The 15,041-nt window shown below is 72.8% G+C and carries 16 protein-coding genes; 8 read left to right on the top strand and 8 right to left on the bottom strand.

Annotated features, from left to right (window positions below):
- From F7P10_RS01335 to F7P10_RS01325, 3 genes are all read left to right on the top strand, one after another.
- Positions 1-1,470, top strand: coding sequence for a dihydroorotase family protein (locus F7P10_RS01335; protein WP_151007690.1), 1,470 nt, complete (start codon positions 1-3; stop codon positions 1,468-1,470).
- A 19-nt stretch (positions 1,471-1,489) separates the two neighbouring features.
- On the top strand, positions 1,490-2,272 hold the full coding sequence (locus F7P10_RS01330; RefSeq protein ID WP_218040322.1) for an IclR family transcriptional regulator: 783 nt from the start codon (positions 1,490-1,492) through the stop codon (positions 2,270-2,272).
- Between the two features lie 88 nt (positions 2,273-2,360).
- The gene (locus tag F7P10_RS01325; RefSeq protein ID WP_151007689.1) at positions 2,361-3,182 is read left to right on the top strand and encodes an alpha/beta fold hydrolase; all 822 of its coding nucleotides are present in this window, start codon (positions 2,361-2,363) and stop codon (positions 3,180-3,182) included.
- A 92-nt stretch (positions 3,183-3,274) separates the two neighbouring features.
- Here F7P10_RS01325 and F7P10_RS01320 read toward each other — a convergent pair whose 3' ends face one another.
- The gene (locus F7P10_RS01320; protein WP_151007688.1) at positions 3,275-3,862 is read right to left on the bottom strand and encodes a TetR/AcrR family transcriptional regulator; all 588 of its coding nucleotides are present in this window, start codon (positions 3,860-3,862) and stop codon (positions 3,275-3,277) included.
- Between the two features lie 88 nt (positions 3,863-3,950).
- Between F7P10_RS01320 and F7P10_RS01315 the strand changes: the two genes are divergently transcribed.
- Positions 3,951-4,790: an alpha/beta fold hydrolase gene (locus F7P10_RS01315; RefSeq protein ID WP_151007687.1), complete on the top strand. Its 840-nt coding sequence runs from the start codon at positions 3,951-3,953 to the stop codon at positions 4,788-4,790.
- 12 nt (positions 4,791-4,802) lie between these two features.
- On the opposite strand, the gene F7P10_RS01310 is transcribed toward F7P10_RS01315, so the two are convergent.
- On the bottom strand, positions 4,803-5,222 hold the full coding sequence (locus tag F7P10_RS01310) for an ATP-binding protein (RefSeq protein ID WP_151007686.1): 420 nt from the start codon (positions 5,220-5,222) through the stop codon (positions 4,803-4,805).
- A gap of 221 nt (positions 5,223-5,443) precedes the next feature.
- Here F7P10_RS01310 and F7P10_RS01305 point away from each other — a divergent pair, with 221 nt between their 5' ends.
- Together F7P10_RS01305 and F7P10_RS01300 are read left to right on the top strand one after the other, a co-directional pair.
- Positions 5,444-6,268: a helix-turn-helix transcriptional regulator gene (locus F7P10_RS01305; RefSeq protein WP_176611262.1), complete on the top strand. Its 825-nt coding sequence runs from the start codon at positions 5,444-5,446 to the stop codon at positions 6,266-6,268.
- Entirely contained in the window at positions 6,265-6,462 is a 198-nt protein-coding gene (locus F7P10_RS01300) for a DUF397 domain-containing protein (RefSeq protein WP_151007684.1), read from the top strand. Before F7P10_RS01305 ends, F7P10_RS01300 begins: the two co-directional genes overlap by 4 nt.
- On the opposite strand, the gene F7P10_RS01295 is transcribed toward F7P10_RS01300, so the two are convergent.
- Positions 6,434-7,339: a helix-turn-helix transcriptional regulator gene (locus F7P10_RS01295; RefSeq protein WP_151007683.1), complete on the bottom strand. Its 906-nt coding sequence runs from the start codon at positions 7,337-7,339 to the stop codon at positions 6,434-6,436. The genes F7P10_RS01300 and F7P10_RS01295 overlap by 29 nt on opposite strands.
- A gap of 129 nt (positions 7,340-7,468) precedes the next feature.
- On the opposite strand from F7P10_RS01295, the gene F7P10_RS01290 reads away from it, so the two are divergent.
- On the top strand, positions 7,469-8,389 hold the full coding sequence (locus tag F7P10_RS01290; RefSeq protein WP_151007682.1) for an SDR family NAD(P)-dependent oxidoreductase: 921 nt from the start codon (positions 7,469-7,471) through the stop codon (positions 8,387-8,389).
- A gap of 75 nt (positions 8,390-8,464) precedes the next feature.
- Here the strand turns inward: F7P10_RS01290 and F7P10_RS01285 are convergent, their stop codons facing one another.
- The 5 genes from F7P10_RS01285 to F7P10_RS01265 all read right to left on the bottom strand — a co-directional run bounded on the left by F7P10_RS01285 (position 8,465) and on the right by F7P10_RS01265 (position 13,472).
- Entirely contained in the window at positions 8,465-10,603 is a 2,139-nt protein-coding gene (locus tag F7P10_RS01285; protein ID WP_151017758.1) for an MMPL family transporter, read from the bottom strand.
- A 5-nt stretch (positions 10,604-10,608) separates the two neighbouring features.
- Positions 10,609-10,848, bottom strand: a complete 240-nt coding sequence (locus F7P10_RS01280) for a hypothetical protein (protein WP_151007681.1) — start codon at positions 10,846-10,848, stop codon at positions 10,609-10,611.
- Positions 10,849-10,938: 90 nt separating this feature from the next.
- Positions 10,939-11,622: a response regulator transcription factor gene (locus tag F7P10_RS01275; RefSeq protein WP_151007680.1), complete on the bottom strand. Its 684-nt coding sequence runs from the start codon at positions 11,620-11,622 to the stop codon at positions 10,939-10,941.
- Complete coding sequence (locus tag F7P10_RS01270; protein WP_151007679.1) at positions 11,619-12,770, bottom strand: sensor histidine kinase; 1,152 nt, start codon at positions 12,768-12,770, stop codon at positions 11,619-11,621. The genes F7P10_RS01275 and F7P10_RS01270 overlap by 4 nt, the downstream gene beginning before the upstream one ends.
- Before the next feature lie 246 nt (positions 12,771-13,016).
- Positions 13,017-13,472, bottom strand: coding sequence for a MarR family winged helix-turn-helix transcriptional regulator (locus F7P10_RS01265; protein WP_218040321.1), 456 nt, complete (start codon positions 13,470-13,472; stop codon positions 13,017-13,019).
- An 89-nt stretch (positions 13,473-13,561) separates the two neighbouring features.
- Here F7P10_RS01265 and F7P10_RS01260 point away from each other — a divergent pair, with 89 nt between their 5' ends.
- The gene (locus F7P10_RS01260; RefSeq protein ID WP_176611261.1) at positions 13,562-15,034 is read left to right on the top strand and encodes an MDR family MFS transporter; all 1,473 of its coding nucleotides are present in this window, start codon (positions 13,562-13,564) and stop codon (positions 15,032-15,034) included.
- Positions 15,035-15,041: the final 7 nt, after the last annotated feature.

Here is a 15,041-nt window from a genome sequence, read left to right as displayed (position 1 = left end):
ATGGCCACGACCGAACTGCTGATCAAGAACGTGCGGGTGGTCCGTCCCGACGCCGCCGACGCCGCCGAGCCCGAGCCCCTCGACATCGCCGTCAACGACGGCAAGATCGTCAGGCTCGCCCCGGACCTGCCGGACGACGACGCCGCCACGGTGGTCGACGGCGGCGGCCTGCTGGCCTTCCCCGGCGTGGTGGACGCCCACCAGCACTGGGGCATCTACAACGAGCTGGCCACCGACACCCGCACCGAGAGCCGCGCGAGCGCGCAGGGCGGCGTCACGACGTCCCTGACCTACATGCGGACCGGCCAGTACTACCTCAACAAGGGCGGCCCCTACCGGGAGTTCTTCCCGGAGGTGCTGTCGGCGTCGCAGGGCAACGCCTACGTCGACTACGCGTTCCACCTGGCGCCGATGATGGCGCAGCACATCGACGAGATCCCCTACCTCGTCGAGGAGCACGGCGTCACCTCGTTCAAGATCTTCATGTTCTACGGCAGCCACGGGCTGCACGGCCGCTCCACGAGCCAGAGCGACTTCCTCATGACGCCCCCGGACGAGCGCTACGACATCGCGCACTTCGAGTTCGTCATGCGCGGGATCCAGAGGGCCCGCGAGCAGCTGTCCGACTACGCCGACCACATCTCCCTCTCGCTGCACTGCGAGACCGCCGAGATCATGACGGCCTACACCAGGCTCGTCGAGCAGGACGGCTCCCTCACCGGCCTGCGCGCCTACAGCGCGTCCCGCCCGCCGCACTCGGAGGGCCTCGCCGTCACCATCGCGTCCTACCTCGCGCACGAGACGGGCCTGCCGAACATCAACCTGCTGCACCTCTCCTCGGAGAAGGCGCTGTCGGCCGCGCTCACCATGAAGGCCGCGTTCCCGCACGTCGACTTCCGCCGCGAGGTCACCATCGGGCACCTGCTCGCCGACGTCGACACCGCGCACGGCCTCGGCGGCAAGGTCAACCCGCCGCTGCGCGAGCGCGACGACGTCGAGGCCCTCTGGCGGCACGTCCTGGCGGGCGAGGTCGACTGGGTGGTCAGCGACCACGCCTGCTGCCGCGACGAGATGAAGTTCGGCGCCGACCGGGACGACATCTTCCTCGCCAAGTCCGGGTTCGGCGGCGCCGAGTACCTGCTGCCCGGCCTGGTCGGCGAGGGAACCAAGCGGGGCCTCTCCCTTCAGCAGGTCGCCCGCCTGACCTCGTGGAACCCGGCCCGCCGCTACGGCCTGGTGAACAAGGGCGCGATCGCCGAGGGCTACGACGCCGACATCGCCCTGGTCGACCCGGACGTCTCGTGGACGGTCCGCGCCGCCGACTCCGAGTCCACGCAGGAGTACACGCCGTTCGAGGGCTTCCCGATGACCGCGAAGGTCACCGACACGTTCGTCCGGGGCAACCGCGTCTACACGGGCGGGAAGGTCGTCGGGGACCCCGCCGGCCGGTACGTCCCGCGCGGGCGATGAGATTCCCTAGGATCTCGGGGTGACCAACGAGACCGTCGCACCGCCCGCCGGCGGCACCGAGGTGGCCGGACGCGTCGCGGACGTGCTGCTGCTGTTCGCCGGCGGGCCGGAGTACCTCGGCGTCAGCGCGATCAGCCGGGAGCTCGGCATCTCCAAGGCCGTGGTGCACCGCATCCTGCAGTCGCTGGTGTCGCGGGAGATGCTGGAGACCGACCCCGGCACCGCCCGGTACCGGCTCGGGCCCGCCGCCGTCGCGCTGGGCGTGAGCGCGCTGCGCCGCTTCAACATCCGCAACGCCGCCGCGCCCGCCCTGCGCAGGCTGCGGGACGAGACGGGCGAAACGACGACGCTGTCCGGCCTCGTCGGTGACGAGCGGGTCTACCTCGACCAGTTCGAGAGCCCGCACGAGGTCAAGATGACGGTCGAGATCGGGCGCCGGTTCCCGCTGCACGCGGGCTCGTCCAGCCGGGTGATCCTCGCGTACCTGCCCGAGGACCGCCGGGAGACGATCCTGGCCCGTCCGCTCGCCGTCCTCACCGACCGGACGGTCACCGACGAGGCGGTCCTGCGCGACCGGCTCGCCGAGGCCGTCCGGGAGGGCGTCGCGGTGTCCCTCGGCGAGCGCCAGGCCGACGCCGGTTCGGTCGCCGCCCCGCTGTTCGGACCGGACGGCGCCGTGCACGGCGCGATCAGCGTCTGCGGCCCCCGCCACCGCTTCACTCCCGAGGCCGTCGACCGCTACCGCACGCTCGTCCGCGACGCCGCCGACGAGATCACCCGCAACTGGACGACGCGGCACTGAGACCTACGCCTCGCGTGGGACGGCGGTGCATATCGGCCGCGTTCACGGGGAGGCGATCGGGTGTCGTATCCGATCGGCGGGAGGCTTCGTGGACTGGACGCTGGGTGAGGAGTTCGAGACGCCCGAGGGCGTCGTGCGGTGGACGAGCATGGGCGGCGGTGACCCGATCGTGCTCGTGCACGGCACCCCGTACTCGTCCTTCCTGTGGCGGGACATCGCCCCCGCGCTCGCGGCGACCCGGAAGGTCTACGTCTTCGACCATCTCGGCTTCGGCCGGTCCGACAAGCGGGAAGGCCAGGACCTCGGCCTCGCGGCGCACGCCGGTCGCTTCCGGCGGCTCCTGGACCACTGGGGCCTGGACCGCCCGAGCGTCGTCGCCCACGACATCGGCGGCGCCGTCGCGCTGCGGACCCTGCTCCTGGAAGGGGCCGACTACGCCGACCTCACCCTTTTCGACGCGGTGAGCGGCGGGGAGTGGGAGCGCGGGCTCTTCCGGCTCTTCCTGGAACGCCGGGAGGTCTTCGAGCGGCTTCCCGGCTACGCCCACGAGGCGCTGGTGGCGAGCCACCTGCGCCACGCGACGCACGTCGGCCTCCGGCCCGAGATCATCGACGCCTTCCTGGACCCGTGGCGCGGCGCCGAGGGGCAGGCCGCGTTCTACCGTCAGTACAGCCAGATCAGGCAGGCCGACACGGCCGGCTACGAGCACCTGCTGGGCGGGATGTCGCTGCCGGTGCGCATTGTCTGGGGCCGCGAGGACCGCATCCTGCCCCCGAAGTACGCCGAATGGCTGCACGAGAAGATCCCGCATGCCGAACTCCACTGGATCGAGGGAGCCGGTCACCTCCTCCAGGAGGACGCTCCCGCGCAGCTGACGGCCCACCTCACGGCGAGGTTCCCGTCCGGCTGACACGTCCGGGTCCCAGGTAGAGGCCGATGGGCCGGGCGAGGGGCGGTCCCGGCTTCGGCGGCCCGCCCGTGCTCGCGACGGTTCGTCGTATGTCAGCCCGCCCGGTTGAGCGCCGCGCGCGTCAGTTCGGCCATCGATCGTCCGGCCTCGTGGACCGGCTCGGGGTCGCGGGCCGCGCGGGCGAGGACGAACGCGCCCTCCAAAATCATGATCATCGAGTAGGCCAGGGTCCGCGCCCGTGCCCGGTCGGGCACCCGGCGGGCGAACCACTCGGTGCCCCCGGCGATCCACTCGTCGAACACCTCCGCCGTGGCCACCCGCAGCACCTCGTTGGTGCTCGCCACCTCCAAGGCGATCGTGGCGATCGGGCACGCGTCGGCGTAGTCGGTGGCCGCCAGGTTCGCGGCGGCGACCTCGAAGGCGTTCCCGACGGCCTCCACCGGGTCGTCCACGCTGTCCAGCAGGGCCAGGACCATCCGCATGTACTCGGGCCCCGACGTGCGGATCGTCTCCTCCGCGAGCTGTTCCTTCCCGCCGGGGAAGAAATGGTAGATCGACCCGAACGGGGCCTCCGAGGCGGCCGCGATGGCCTTGAGGCCGGTTCCGGGGTAGCCGTTCCGGCGGAACAGGGTCCCGGCCGCCTCCCGGATCCTGTTCCGCGTGTCGGGCTGTCCGGCCATCGTCGCGTCCCTCCTGCCACGGGGCCGTTGCCCCGTCGGCGTTCACGGGCTAGCGTACATTAGAACGATCTATCTAGAGGAGGCGGCGATGCCGGAGATCGAACTTTCCGCCGGTCCGATCGAGTATCAGGACACCGGTGGGGACGGCCCGGTGCTGGTGTTCGGGCACGGGCTGCCGATGAACGGGAAGCAGTGGCGCAAGGTGGTGCCTCTGCTGTCCGGCTACCGGTGCGTCCTGCCCACGCTGCCGATGGGCGGGCACCGCCGCCCGATGCGCCCGGACGCGGACCTCTCGCAGACCGGCATGGCGCTGCTGCTGGGCGAGTTCATCGAGCGGCTCGGCCTGGACGACGTGACCCTCGTCCTCAACGACTGGGGCGGCGGCCAGTTCCTGATCTCCGAGGGCCGCGCCGAGCGGATCGGGCGGCTGGTGCTGGTCGCCTGCGAGGCTTTCGACAACTTCCCGCCCGGCGCGGCCAAGGCGATGGTCCCCCTCTGCAAGATCCCCGGAGGCGCGCGGCTGGCGCTGTGGGCGATGGTGCTGAGCAACCGCACCGGTCGCGGGTACGGGGGGATGAGCCGCCGCGGCATCCCGAAAGAGATCATGGACGAGTGGGCCGCCCCGGCGACCCGGGACAAGGCCGTCCGTCGCGACTTCGCGAAGTTCGCCACGGGCGCGCCCGATCGCCGGACGCTGCTGGCCTACAGCGAGCGGCTGCGCGATTTCGACCGTCCGGTGCTGGTGGTCTGGGCCGCCGAGGACCAGCTGATGCCGCGCGAGCACGGCCCCCGGCTGGCCGAGCTGTACCCGCAGGGGCGGCTGGTCGAGATGGCCGACTCGTCCACCCTCGTCCCCGAAGACCAGCCGGAACGACTTGCCGAGGTCATGACGGAATTCCTGGCCGAGACCGGAGCGGCAGCGATCTGATCCGTGCGAGCGTCAAGTCCTGAACTCGGCCCAGACGACCGTGCCGTGGCCGTCGGGGCGATGCCCCCAGCGCGACGCGAGCGCGTCCACGATGTGCAGGCCCCGGCCGCTCTCACCGTCTGCGGCGTCCCGCAGCACCGGCCGTTTCCCGTCCGCGCCCTCGTCGGTCACCTCGGCCCGCAGCACGCCGCGCCCGGCCCACAGCGCGATGTGGATTTTCCCGCCCCGGCCCGACGCGGTGTGCCGGATGCCGTTGCCCGCGAACTCGTCCACCACCAGCACCATGTCGTCCAGCAGCTCGCCGGTGGGGGAGATGTGGTTCGGGACGAGCGTGTCCCGCAGGAAGCACCGGGCGTAGCGGACCGAGCGGGCCACGCCGGGAAGCGTCAGGACGGCGAGAAGCTCCAGCTCGCCCGGCCTTGAGGGTGTCATCGTGATTCCTCCTCGTGATGTCACCCGCAAGATTGATCGCGCTCCGTCACCTCATCAACACACTTGAGTCGGATGAGAACTATTCGTTGGTGATCACGCTGAGAACTTCGATGCGTGCAAGAACGAATATATTCGTCATTCACAAATGCGAGCCGATCAAGCGCGCAGCGTGACACCTTCGGGGTATGAGACGTGATGACCGGGAGACGTACCGGCGGAGGATGGTCGGCGACGCTCTCAAGAAGTTCCGCGAGGATCTGGGCCTGACCCAGCGGGCGGCCGGGCGGCTCTGCGACCGGTCGCAAGCATCGCTCAGCGCCTACGAGAATGGCCACCGCGCCATTCGACCCCGCGACCTAAAACACATCCTGGACATGTACGACATCGCGGACGAGGTCGTTCGCGCACGTCTCCTTTCGCTTGCGGCGCAGGGCCGCCAGAACGGCTGGTGGAACGACTTCGAGGAGCGTTTCGAGGTGGGCGTCATCGATCACGTCTCTCTCGAGGCGGACTCGTCGCACATCCGGATCTTCGACCCGCTGTTGGTGACCGGTCTCCTCCAGACGGACGAGTACGCTCGAGCGGTCATCGCGGCGTCGGGAACGGCGACCCGCACACCTCGGGACATCGAGATCGCGGTCGGTTTCCGCATGCAGCGTCAGCGTCTGCATGAACAGGACCGTCCACCGAAGATCTCGGTGGTGCTGGGCGAGGCGGCCCTCCGGCAGCTGATGGGCGGCCCGGACGCCATGCGTCGGCAGTGCGACAAACTGATCTCGCTGAGTGCCCGCCCCCACGTCGAACTGCGCATCCTGCCTTTCGGGGCAGGTGCGCACGCCGGTGTGGACGGAGCCTTCACCATCCTCAGCGTCGGGCCCGACAGCCTGCTCGAGGTCGTGGCGATCGACAGCCTCACCCGGAGTTGGTACGTGGACGAGCCTGCAGACGTCGATCTGCACTCGAGTACTTTCGAACGCCTCCAAGAGGTGGCCTTGTCGGAACTCCACTCTCGGAGGTTGATCGAACAGGTAGCGTCCGAGCTATGAGCCAGCAGAGTCAGTGGCGTACCAGCAGTTACAGCGGCGGCGATCCGACCCAGTGCGTGGAGGTCGCGGGGGCGGTGCCGGGGATCGTGGCGCGGGACTCGAAGGATCCGTTCGGGCCGGTGCTGGGGTTCTCGAAGGCGGAGTGGGGCACGTTCCTGGAGGAGATCAAGCGGGGTGCGCTCGACCTGGGGTGAGCCCCGGTGACGGCGAGCGGGACGGCGGCGGGGCCGGGCCGGTGACGCGGAGTAGGGCCAGCTTGCTCTCGTCGGGGCTCCCCACCGCCGCGGTGTAGGTGACCACGCGCAGGTCGGCGCCCGGGACTACGAGGACGTCGCAGTCGAGCGCGATGTCGCCGACCTCCGGGTGCCGGATCGTCTTGCGGTCCGTGGTGTGCCGGGCGGGGGCCGAGGGCTCGCTCCAGCGGGCGGCGAACTCGCCGGACGCGTCCCGCAGTTCGCGCACGAGCCGCTCCAGCCGGGCGTCCGCCGGATAGCGGGATACCGCGTCCTTGAGGTCGGCGACGATCGACGCCTCGAAGGCGTCCTGGCCGCGCTCGGACCGGACGCGCGCCACGGCGGCATGCGCGAGGCCCCGTCCGAACAGGGCGCGCGCGAGGTTGCGTTCGGCGGCCGGGACGAGGGCGGGATCGCCGGTCAGCGCGGCCCACGTGGCGTTCCACCACACCAGCGTCCAGTCGGCGGCGAACACGCCGATCGGGAAGTCGCCGAGGCGCGCGACGAGCCGCTGGACGCCCGGGGGCACGTGGGTGCCGACCGTGCCGTCCTGTGGCGGTAGGAGCCCGGCGCTGACGTGCAGCCGGTCGCGTTCGGCGCGGGAGAGTTGCAGGGCACGGGCGAGGGCGCCGACGACCTGGGGCGACGGATTCCGCGCCCGTCCCTGCTCCAGGCGCAGGACGTAGTCGACCGAGAGTCCGGCGAGCTGGGCGAGTTCCTCGCGGCGCAGCCCCGGGGCCCGGCGGCCGGGCGTCACGGGGAACCCGGCGTCGGCGGGGGAGAGGCGATCACGCCAGGCGCGCACGAGGCCGCCGAAGTCGGAACCGGGAGCGGGCATGGGCCCATTCTCGTGGACGGGCGCCGCCGCAGCCTGGGTACTGCCGGTCCCAGGGACGCGCGCGGCACTGGCAGGCGGCATCGGCGTCGGTGAACGTGGTGACATCAGCCGACGCCATTGGGAGCCTCCTTGCAGCACACGATCGTGATGACGGGAGCGACGCGCGGGATCGGCCGTGTCGCCGCCGAGAACATCCTGCGCCGTTCCCCGGACGCGCACCTCGTGGTCGTCGCCCGCGGATCGTCCGCCACGGGGTTCGCCGCGGACGGGCGCGTCTCGCATGTGGCGGCGGACCTCGGTTCGCTGGACGGCGTCCGCTCGGCGGCGACCGAGATCCGGGACCGGCTCGCCCGCGGCGACCTGCCGCCGCTGCGCGCCTTCGCGGGCAACGCGGGCATGCAGTACACCGACGACCTCACCGAGGGGCCGGACGGCCTCGAGTCCACCTTCACGATCAACGTGCTGGCCAACCACGTGTTCGTCCGCCTGCTCGAAGACCGCTTCGCCCGTCCCGCCCGGATCGTCATCACGGTCAGCGACACCCACTTCGGCGACTTCCGGCACAACATGGGCATGGTGCCCGGCCCGTCCTGGCGCTCGCCGGAGATCCTCGCCCGCACCGGAGCGTTCCCCGAGCCGGACCGGGCTGCCGCCGGACGCACTGCGTACTCCACGAGCAAGCTGGCCGCCATCTACCTGGTGCACGAATACGCGCGCCGCCTGCCGGACGGGATCGACGTCATCGCCTACAATCCGGGCTTCGTCCCCGGCACCGGCCTCACCCGCAACGCCGACCTCGTCTCGCGGTTCGCGGTGCGGTACCTCATGCGGGCGGTGGCCCTCACGCCGTTCGCGACGGGCTGCCGCGCGGCCGGCCGGTACCTCGCCGACCTCGTGCTCGGCACGACCCCGGCACCGACCGGCTCGTACGTCGACCGCGATCGGGTGGCGGCGTCGTCCCGGGAGTCCTACGACCCGCGCCGGGAGCGCGAACTGTGGGACGTCGCCGAACGGCTCACACTGACGGCTGACTCTCGCCCTTCGCGCTGACGCATCGCGTCGGCCGGGCGCGACGCGGTGCGCGGGCGCTCGCGGCGTTCGCGAGCGCCCGCGCGGGACGGGACGTCAGGACTCGGGGCGCTCGAGAGCGACCTTCGGGAACGCGCGGGCCAGGGGCGCGGGGAGCCACCAGGCGCGGTCGCCCAGCAGCCGCATGATCGCGGGGACGATCAGGCAGCGGATGACGAGCGCGTCCAGGAGGACGGCGACGGCGAGGCCGAGGCCGAACTGCTGGAGCATCCGGTCCGGGCTGAGGACGAACGCGCCGAACACCACGATCATGATCGCCGCGGCGGCCGTGATGACCTTGCCGGTCGCCGCGAGGCCCTCCCGGACGGCGTGCGCCGAGTCGCGGGTGCGTTCCCACTCCTCGTGCATCCGGGACACGAGGAACACCTCGTAGTCCATCGACAGCCCGAACACGATCGCGAAGATCATCACCGGGACGAACGACTCGATCGGGCCCGGCTGGGCGCCGAACCGCCCGTCCTGGAAGACGAGCGTGATGGCGCCGAGCGCGGCGGCGATCGACAGCAGGTTCAGCACCGCCGCCTTGAGCGGGATCAGCAGCGACCGGAACACCACCATGAGCAGCAGGGCCGACAGCCCCACGACGACGGCGACGAACAGCGGCATCCGTTCGGCGACGGAGTCGGCGAAGTCTTGCGCGGCGGCCGTGGGCCCGCCGACCAGGTACTCGGCGCCGGTCCGGTCGGACAGGGACGGCAGGACGTCGTCGCGGAGCGTGTGCACGAGGTCGGCGGTCCGCTCGTCCTGCGGGGACGTCTCCGGGTAGGCGATCACGGTGTGCGCCCGGCCGTCGGACGACGGGAACGCGGGGGTGGCCGAGGCGATGCCGGGCGCGCCCTGGAGGGTCTCGCTCAGGTTCGCGGGCGCGCCCTCGGTGACCACGATCAGCGGCCCGTTGAAGCCGGGCCCGAAGCCCTCGGCGAGCAGGTCGTACGCCTGGCGGCTGGTGGACGACGGGGCCTCGTTGCCCGCGTCGGCGAAGCCGAGCCGCATGTCGAGCGCGGGCGCCGACAGCCCGAGCAGGAGGGCGACCGGGATCAGCAGCGCGGGCCACGGGCGGCGCTGCACGGCGGCGCCGAGGCGGCGCCACCGCTCGTCCCGCACCTTGTGGGCGCGCTTGCGGACGTGCCGGTGGATGCGGCCGCCGAAGACGGCGAGGAGCGCGGGCAGCAGGGTCAGCGCGGCGGCCATCGTCATCAGGACGGTCAGCGCGACCGCGAGCGCGACGCCCTGCAGGGCGCCGAGCCCGAGCACGATCAGGCCGAGCAGCGCGATGATCACGGTGCAGCCCGCGAAGAAGACGGTGCGCCCGGCCGCGTCGAGCGCGGTGCGGGTCGCCGCGGCGGGTTCGGCGCCGCGGATCAGCTCGTGCCGGAATCGGTAGAAGATCAGCAGCGCGTAGTCGACGCCGACGCCGAGCCCGATCAGCATCATGATCGGCGGGGTGAAGTCGGCGACGGTGAACACGTGCGAGGCCAGCGCGATCAGCCCGATCGCGCCGCCGACCGCGAACAGGGCGGTGGCCAGCGGCAGCGCCGCCGCGACGAGGGAACCGAACAGGAACACGAGGATCACCAGCGCGGCCAGCATCCCGGCGCCCTCGGCGGCGCCGCCGCCGCCCTCCTCGGCGCCCCGGACGGCGTCACCGCCGAGCTCGACCCGCAGCCCGTCTCCCTCGGCGCCCTGCGCGGTCTCCATGATCTCGGTGACGTGCTCCTTCGGCACGTCCTCGGCGGAGCCGTCGAGGGTGACGGTCGTGTACCCGATCGTGCCGTCCTCGGCCAGGCCCCCGCCGCCGCGCGGGTCGAACGGGCCGCCGACCTGGGCGACGCTCGGCAGCCCGCGCACCTCCTCCAGCATCGGCGCGATGACCGCCTGGTCGCCGCGGACGCCCCGCTCGTCCTGCATGACGATCTGGACGGTGGCGCCGCCCTGCACGGAACCGTGCCGCTCCATCAGGTCGGACGCGGCCTGCGAATCGGTCCCGGGCAGCGAGAAGTCGTTGTGGTAGGCGCTGCCGGCCAGCTGGGAGCCGGCGGTGATCCCGGCGACGACCACGACCCACAGCAGCAGCGCGCCCCAGCGGTGCCGCTGCGCCCAGGACGCCAGCCGCCCGAAGACGCCCGGACGCGAGTCCGGCGAACCCGCACGGGCCTCGGTGGTGTTCGCGTGCATCCGGGTCACCGCCCCGCCTGGCGGTCCGCGACGCGGGTGCCGGTGAACGCGCCGACGAGGGCGCCGAGGAACGGGAGGCCGAGGAACAGGGCCAGCAGCACCGGGTATCCCTCGACGTCGAGGGTGATGTCCAGGACGAAGTGGAAGAAGGCGGCGATCGCCTCGGTCAGGACGAACCCGGCCGCCCCGCCGACGAGGAAGCCGGCGAGCGCCGCACCGGCCTTCTTGCTCGCAGTCGATGTCATGGCACCCACGTTCGGGGCGCGGCACCCCGCCCGGCATCGGCCTGCGGCGGGCATCCGCGCTACCACGCGGGTTGCGCGGGGCGCGCCGGACTACCGCCCCGGTTGCCGGTCGCTCATCCAGCGGGGGCTGACCATCGCCGACTCGTAGGCCAGGACGACGAGCTGCGAGCGGTCCCGCACGTCCAGCTTCGTCATGATGCGGCTGACGTGCGTCTTGGCGGTGGCGGGGCTCAGCACGAGCTTCGCGGCGATCTCGTCGTTGCTCAGCCCGGCCGCGACCAGCAGCATCACCTCGCGCTCCCGGTCGGTGAGCGCGTTCAGCCGCGGGCCGGGCGCGGGCGCGGTGACCCGGTCGGCGAACTCGGCGATCAGACGCCGGGTGACCGACGGGGTGATCAGCGCGTCGCCGCGCGCCGCGACCCGCACCGCGTGGATCAGCTCCTCGGGCTCGGTGTCCTTGAGCAGGAACCCGGTGGCGCCCGCGCGCAGCGCCCCGTAGACGTACTCGTCGAGGTCGAAGGTGGTGAGGATGACGACGCGGACGTCGTCCAGCCGCCGGTCCTCGGCGATCCGCCGGGCCGCCTCCAGGCCGTCCATGCCGGGCATCCGGATGTCCATCAGCACCACGTCGGGGCGCAGCTCCCGGCACGCGGCGACCGCCCGCTCGCCGTCGGCGGCCTCCCCGACGACGGTGATGTCCTCCTCGTCGTCGAGGATCGAGCCGAATCCGGCGCGCACCAGCCGCTGGTCGTCGGCCAGCAGGACCTTGATCATCGATGGTCTCCGTTCCGGTACGGGAGGCGGGCGCGGACCAGGTGTCCGCCGTCCGGGCCGGGGCCCGTGGTGAGATCGCCGCCGAGCGCGCGGGCGCGCTCGCGCATGCCGAGGATGCCGTTGCCCGGGACGGCGGGGGCGCCGTCCTCGCCGGGCGCGGCGCCGCGCCCGTCGTCGGCCACCTCGACCAGCACCTCCCGGGCGCCGCGCTCCACGCGGACGGTCACGTTCGCGGCGCCCGCGTGCCGCACCACGTTCGTGAGGGACTCCTGGACGATGCGGTAGGCGGCCAGCCCGACCTCGGTGGGCACCGGCGCTCCGGTGCCGTCCGCGCCGTCGATCCGGGTGCGGACGTCCAGGCCGGCGGCCCGCGCGGGCCCGGCCAGCTCGCCGATGCGGTCCAGGCCGGGGACGGGCGAGGTGGGCACGTCCTCGTCGGCCTGCCGCAGGACGCCGAGCGTCGCGCGCAGCTCCCGCAGCGCCTCCCGGCTCGTCTCCTTGATCGCCGCCAGCGCCGCCTCGGCCTGCGCCGGGTCGCGGTGGAAGCGGTGCAGCGCGGTGCCCGCCTGCACGTTGATCAGCGAGATGTGGTGCCCGGTGACGTCGTGCAGCTCGCGGGCGATGCGCAGCCGCTCGTCGCCCGCCGCGCGGCGCTCCGCCTCGGCCAGGAAGGCGCGGCGGCTGTGCCGCACCCAGCCCAGCGCCACCATCGCCACCACCCAGCCGGCCAGCATGAACAGCGCGACGCCGTTGACGTCGCCGTTGCCGGACAGCGTACCGAGCGCGGTGCCGATGACGATCAGCGCCGCGATCCCGGACGCCGCCTGCAGCCGTCCCTTGGACGCGAGCAGGTACACCGCCAGGATCGGCGCGATCATCAGCGGCCCGTCGTAGGTGCTGAAGACGTAGTAGACGCCCGTCGCGACCACCGAGACGACGGCGGCGGCCAGCGGCAGCCGGCGGACGAACAGCGACCCGCACACGACGACGATCAGCGCCCAGCCGAGCGCGGTCTGCGCCCACGGTTCCTCCCGCGAGCCGATGACCGACCGCAGGCTGCCGACGACGACCACCACGGAGACGGCGGCGGCGAGCGCCTCGTCCGTCAGGCGGCCGTGGCGGGGACGGAGACGCCGGCGAGCACCCATGCGATCAGCCTAGACGGCGGTTCGGGGGCGGCGGCTCGGCGTTCGGGTGCGACCCGTCCCGCAACCAGGGGTGTACGCGGCGGCGCCCGGCCGCAACCCGCGCGGTACGCCGGCCCGGTCCCGGTGCCCGGCTCCCGCGGGGGCTGGCGTCGCGGGCGCGTGTCGGCCCGCGCGCACGCCGGCGGGGCCCTGCCGCCAGCCGGCACCACTCACCACCGCCCGGTCGAGGACGGCGGACGGACTCGCTCAGCCGTCGTAGCCGTCGACGAAGCGGTCCAGGAGGCGGGCGAACTCGGCGCGCTCGGCGTCGGTCCAGGTCCGCATCGCGTTGGCGAAGTGCTCCTGGCGGGTGCGGCGGGTGGCCTCGACGACCGTGCGGCCCGCGTCGGTGAGTTCGAGGTGGATGCGGCGGCCGTCCTCCTGGGACGCGACGCGGCGGACGTAGCCGGACTTGACGGCCTCGGCGACGATGCGGCTGCCGCGCGAGGCGTCCACGCCGAGGCGGGTGGCGACGAGGCCGACGCTGACCTCCTGGCCGGGCCGGTCCGGGCCCTCGTCGACGATGTCGACCACGTGCAGGACCTGCACGTCCACGGGGAGGTTGTGCTCCCGGATCGCCGCCCTGCCCAGCCGCTGCCGGGACATCCCGCGGCGCAACCGCACCATGCTCCGTTCGACGGCGTTGAGGGCGTCCTCGCTCATGGTCGGCCAGTGTAACGCCACCGTTGCATCGCTCATGTATATGCGTCTAGCATCCATGTGACTTAAGCATGTGAATGTGGGGTGGACGTATGTCTCATCGGCATCGGAAGCTGGTGTTCGCGGGGCTGATGCTCGCGGGCCTGATGTCCGCGCTGGACGCGACGGTGCTCGCGACGGCGCTGCCCGCGATCGCCGGGGACCTCGGCGGGGCCGACCGGCTCGCGTGGGTCTCCACCGCGTACATCCTCGCGACGAGCGTCACCGTGCCGCTGTCCGGACGGTTCGGCGACCTGTTCGGCCGCAAGCCCGTCTACCTGATCGGCCTGCTCGCCTTTCTCGCCGGTTCGGCGGCGTGCGGGGCGGCGCCGTCCATGGCGTGGCTGATCGCCTTCCGGGTGGTGCAGGGGGCCGGGGCGGGCTGCCTGATGGGCTCGATGTTCGGGCTCACCGGCGACCTGTTCGAGCCCCGCGAGCGCGCCCGCTACCAGGGCTACTCGGCGATCAACTTCGCGCTCGCGACCGTCGCCGGCCCGCTTCTGGGCGGTCTCCTCACCGACCACGCGTCCTGGCGCTGGGCCTTCTACCTCAACCTGCCGCTGGGCGTCGCGGCGGCCGCCGCCGTCGTGGCGTTCCTGCGGCTGCCGAAACCCGACCGCGAACCGCGCGTCGACTACCTCGGCATCGTGCTGCTGGGCGCGGCCGTCACCTGCTTCACCCTGTTCACGGGCTGGGCCGGGACGCGCCACGCCTGGACGTCGCCGGTGGTGCTCGGCCTCGCGGGCGCGGCGGCCGTCCTGTTCGCGGCGTGGGCGCTCGCCGAGCGGCGGGCCGCCGAACCGGTGGTGCCGCCGCGGCTGCTGCGCGACCGATCCTTCGCGGTTGCCTGCGCCGTCGCCGCCGTCGGCGGCGCGACCGGGTTCGGGCTCGCCACGTACCTGCCGATGTTCTTCCAGGTCGTCGGGGGAGCGGACGCGACGTCCTCGGGCCTGCTGGTGCTGCCGATGATGCTCGGCCTGCTCGCGTCATCGCTGATCGCCGGGCGGTACATCGCGCGGACCGGACGCTACCGCCGGCTGCCCGCCGCGAGCATGGCCGTCAGCGCCGCCGGGGCCGCCCTGCTGGCGGGCATGGACGCGGAGACCGGCATGCTCGCGGCCGGGCTGTTCATGGCGGTACTGGGGTTCGGCGCCGGGCTGTCCCAGCAGGTCGTGGTGCTGATCGCGCAGAACGCCGCGCCGCCCCGCGATCTGGGCGCGGCGGGCTCCGGCGTGTTCGCCGCGCGGATGCTCGGCACGGCGGCCGGAACGGCCGTGTTCGGCGCGATCGTGACGAACCGGTTCGCGGCGGAGGCCGCGGGCCGGGTGCCCGGGGACGTCCCGCCGCTGCGGGACACCGTCCGCCCCGAAGTCCTCGGCACGCTCCCGGCGCCCGTCCGGGACGGCGTCGCCGCCGCGTTCGCCCACGCGTTCTCGGGCGCGTTCCTCGCGGCGGTGCCGCTGCTGATCGCCGGCTTCGCCGTCGCGCTGCTCCTGCCGCACGTCCCGCTGAAGCCGCGCGGCTGACCGCTCC

It is taken from the genome of Actinomadura sp. WMMB 499 (assembly GCF_008824145.1).
Lineage (GTDB): Bacteria > Actinomycetota > Actinomycetes > Streptosporangiales > Streptosporangiaceae > Spirillospora.
Note: the sequence above shows the minus strand (reverse complement) of the source record. Positions and strands in the feature narration are given on the sequence as shown.